This window comes from Thalassotalea sp. 1_MG-2023 (genome assembly GCF_030546745.1).
In the GTDB taxonomy this organism is placed as follows: Bacteria; Pseudomonadota; Gammaproteobacteria; order Enterobacterales; family Alteromonadaceae; genus Thalassotalea_C.
This window is the reverse complement of sequence record NZ_JAUOPD010000051.1, coordinates 1-3,663: the sequence shown is the minus strand read 5'-3', so window position 1 is coordinate 3,663 and position 3,663 is coordinate 1. Positions and strand designations below refer to the sequence as shown.

5 protein-coding genes are annotated in these 3,663 nt (G+C 36.7%); all 5 read right to left on the bottom strand.

From position 1 onward, the window contains the following. Entirely contained in the window at positions 1–147 is a 147-nt protein-coding gene (locus Q4489_RS18100) for a hypothetical protein (protein ID WP_303483317.1), read from the bottom strand. A gap of 159 nt (positions 148–306) precedes the next feature. Further along, positions 307–432: a hypothetical protein gene (locus tag Q4489_RS18095; RefSeq protein ID WP_303483314.1), complete on the bottom strand. Its 126-nt coding sequence runs from the start codon at positions 430–432 to the stop codon at positions 307–309. A 97-nt stretch (positions 433–529) separates the two neighbouring features. After that, positions 530–1,600 carry a hypothetical protein gene (locus tag Q4489_RS18090; RefSeq protein ID WP_303483312.1) on the bottom strand — a complete coding sequence of 357 codons (1,071 nt, stop codon included), beginning with the start codon at positions 1,598–1,600 and terminating at the stop codon, positions 530–532. A 326-nt stretch (positions 1,601–1,926) separates the two neighbouring features. Beyond that, a complete protein-coding gene (locus Q4489_RS18085; RefSeq protein ID WP_303483310.1) occupies positions 1,927–2,334 on the bottom strand; it encodes a biopolymer transporter ExbD in 408 nt (135 codons plus the stop codon). Positions 2,335–2,437: 103 nt separating this feature from the next. After that, on the bottom strand, positions 2,438–3,184 hold the full coding sequence (locus tag Q4489_RS18080; RefSeq protein WP_303483308.1) for a pseudouridine synthase: 747 nt from the start codon (positions 3,182–3,184) through the stop codon (positions 2,438–2,440). Between the last annotated feature and the right edge of the window lie 479 nt (positions 3,185–3,663).

The window sequence follows — 3,663 nt, the reverse complement described above, 5'->3', positions numbered from 1 at the left end:
TTAGAGAAACCCGTAGCGAAAGCTACGGGTTTTTTGCATTTGGGATAAAAATATTAAGTCAGGATAAATATCCTTGAAACTATGGGCAAATACCCATGACGAAAGTTCAGTAGTCAATGCAATAGCGCCGATGGTCGTGTGACTCATGTGATAAGTAACGCCCATATGAGTGTAGGGTTAAAAAGGTAACAGACAAGATGAACCGTTTCATGTTGGCCCATTTTAACCGAATGAGCTCTGCGAGTTCGCGGGCCTGAGTCAAGCTTTTATTCCAAAGAAAAGGCCGTCTAATAAGACGGCCTTTTTTTATGGACAAAATACATGAAGTACTCTCACTTGGTCGTTCTTTGCCATCCATGGCACCACGACATTAGTGAATCCATTCACGTCAGTAGGGTTGAAATGGTTAACAGACAAGATAAAGCGTTTCATGTTGGCCCATTTTAACCGAATGAGCTCTGCGAATTCGCGGGCCTGAATCAAGCTTTTATTTAGAGAAACCCGTAGCGGAAGCTACGGGTTTTAGATATTAAGTATTATCTTTACCGAAATGTGGGCAAGAGCCTAAAACTTGCATAAAGTGTTTATCTTTATCATGGAATGTCCATACACATTTTTTGTTATTAATGTGTACACCATCTGTGTGAACTGGTATTCGATTCCATCCAATGGGTAATGAGTCAGCCCCTACGCTATCGGTATGATACGAATCAACAGAAGCCGCGATGTATTTGTTAAGCTCTTTAATAAGGCAATCATTAACTGATGTAAGACCGGTAGCTTTGAGCATGTTTAACGGTACACCATCAAGTTTTGTTTGCACATCAGATACAATTATATGAATGGCGTTATTTTTTACAGTTAAATGATAAGCTACTACATAATTGTCGGCAAAAGGGGCATCGTTAGTTTCTCCAAACCGAGTAATAACGGTCTTAGTTATAGCATCAAATTGAAAAGTGCCTTCTAATGAAACCCCATTACTAGCAACATTAAAACTAAAATATTTTAATGTTATTGCAAAAAAATCAGCCGCTAAACTAGAAAAACGTTGATCAAACCCCTGTGCGGCTTTGTTGTGTACCTGATCTAATATAGCTCCATCTGTAAATGCTTGTACAGCTTTTGCTGTTGGGCTATTACTATCACAATTACCCGTAGAAGAACTAGCCGCTGTTAATTTATTGGATGATATTGCCTCTGCCGTATCATTTAATATCTCATACGCATCGAGTGTGTTTGTCATTAAGTTAGCAACGTTTGCAGACACTTCAATTGATGTTACATATTTTTGTAACATGTACCTTGGGCTATTTTGATTGGTATGGCCTATTTCATACCCCGCTAACTGGCCACTATTCGCATCAACAACAAGTACTTTGGTTGGGGTTGAATAACAAGATTGTGTATCGGGAGTTGAATGGCCATCACATCGCACTATGGGTTCGTATTGATTGACAACTGCATGGGCACTATCAACGTTGATATTTTTATCAACATACGCTTGCCAGTTTTCAGCATGTGTTAAAGATGAGGTTAGTATTAAGCTAGTAATACACAAGAAACGTTTGGCATTAGTATGCCATTTTCCATTTTTCATTTATCAACTTCCATTTGATGTTTTCATTTTTGAAATGAAACTAATGCTATTAGTAGATGAACCTTATACCAGGAGTGATGATTATTCAATAATATTAATATATATGAGTACATCGTTTAGTTTTAAATAAATTCAGTATTTTTATGCGTAACAAATCGTGTTGTAAGATCGTTATTGACAATCTGAATGTGTAAATTACGGGGTTAAAAATGAACTTGAGAGAGGCATACGTTAGTCAGGGTATCTAAACATGGAACATAAACGATAAAACAAAAAGCCCATGTTAAACATGGGATTTTTGTTAAACTTTGATAGTATCAACTACGCTATTTTTTCGACTTACCAATTGAAATAACGAGTTGATCAAATTGTTTTACCTGATCCATTACTTGAACAACCATATCGTGCTTTGTTTCGAATTCAGGAATAATAACGGCACTGTTTGTTAAGTTTTCAGCTAAGAAGCTTTCTATACGTGCACCTAATCGTTCAATATCTACTGGTTTTCCGTTAAATTTTACTTGTCCATTTTCGCTAATTTGAACAACAACGGTAGGAGCAGCATTATCAGGCGGGTTATTTTGTGCTTTTGGTCTATTTACTAAAATGCCTTCTTCGCGAACAAAAGAGGTTGTTACGATAAAGAAAATCAATAATATAAATACAATGTCCAACATTGGCGTCATATCTACTTCACTTTCGTTGGCTTCTTCTGCGTGTCTTCTTCTACTCATGGTTAACCCTTATTCTAACCGCAATGACAAATAATATTACGATTTACTTCGTATAGTTTTGATGTAATGTACTGATAAAATGGCTTATGGTCAATCTTTAATCTTAGAATTTACCTGCAAAATTATTATTTTTATAGTCGTTGTTTATTTCTTCAACGCTTAATGATCTTGAGTCGCCAGCTTTAAGGTTTTTATCAAGAGAGATATGACCAACACTAATGCGGTGTATGCTTAAAACTTTGTTTTGAAAACGGCCAAACATACGCTTAATTTGATGATATTTCCCTTCTTGAATGATAACTAAGGCCTTATAACTCGTCAGTATTTCAAGCTGCGCAGGTAATGTTGTTGCATTTTCATACTGAAAATACATCCCCTGGGCAAATGCTGTTACATAATCTTGTGTTATCGGTTTATCGACAGTCACTAAGTACTGTTTTTCTACTTTAGCAGATGGGTTGGTTATTTGTTCAGACCATCTACTGTCATTGGTTAATAATATAAGCCCTGTACTATTTAGATCTAACCTTCCTACTATGTGTAATTCGTTTTTATATGAACACTTTAATAAGTTAATAACGGTTTGGTGTTTATCGTCTTTCGTAGCGGATACTACCCCTTTAGGCTTATTTAACATTAGGTAATAAGCTTCTTCAAAAGGTAATAGTTGAGTTTTTACAATAATTTTTGAAAATTTGTTAACAATTTCGTCTGCATCTTGAGTGGTTATTCCATCAACCGTTATCTCTTGTTTGGCTAGTAAGCGTTTAACATCGGTACGGGAAATGTTTAATACTTGTGATATTCGCTTATCTAATCGCTGACGGTTTAATGCATTATTGTTTGCCACGGTAGCACTCTTAAACGTTGAAGTGCTGGAATTATATCAAGTATAGAAATAGATTTTAAATCCTAAACTGTCGATGCCATCACATTTAATTACAAAAATATAAGATAAATAAAAGATACAGTCTTTTTTTTTTGAACCAGTGATTCGGCGCGGGTGGTAAAGAGTAGAAGGTGCTCGCACCGCAGTAACTAATTAAATATATAAAAAGAAGTGGTGGACGATACTGAGCTTGAACCAGTGATTCGGTGCGGGTGGTAAAGAGTAGAAGGTGCTCGCACCGCAGTAACTAATTAAATATATAAAAGAAGTGGTGGACGATACTGGGCTTGAACCAGTGATTCGGCGCGGGTGGTAAAGAGTAGAAGGTGCTCGCACCGCAGTAACTAATTAAATATATAAAAAGAAGTGGTGGACGATACTGGGCTTGAACCAGTGACCCCCGCCTTGTAAGGGCGGTGCTCTCCCAACTGAGCTAATCG

Bases quoted from the DNA above. Each gene is read 5' to 3' on its own strand.
- Q4489_RS18095 (WP_303483314.1), bottom strand. From the start codon at position 432: ATGAAACGCTTTATCTTGTCTGTTAACCATTTCAACCCTACTGACGTG.
- Q4489_RS18100 (WP_303483317.1), bottom strand. From the start codon at position 147: ATGAGTCACACGACCATCGGCGCTATTGCATTGACTACTGAACTTTCG.
- Q4489_RS18085 (WP_303483310.1), bottom strand. From the start codon at position 2,334: ATGAGTAGAAGAAGACACGCAGAAGAAGCCAACGAAAGTGAAGTAGAT.
- Q4489_RS18090 (WP_303483312.1), bottom strand. From the start codon at position 1,600: ATGAAAAATGGAAAATGGCATACTAATGCCAAACGTTTCTTGTGTATT.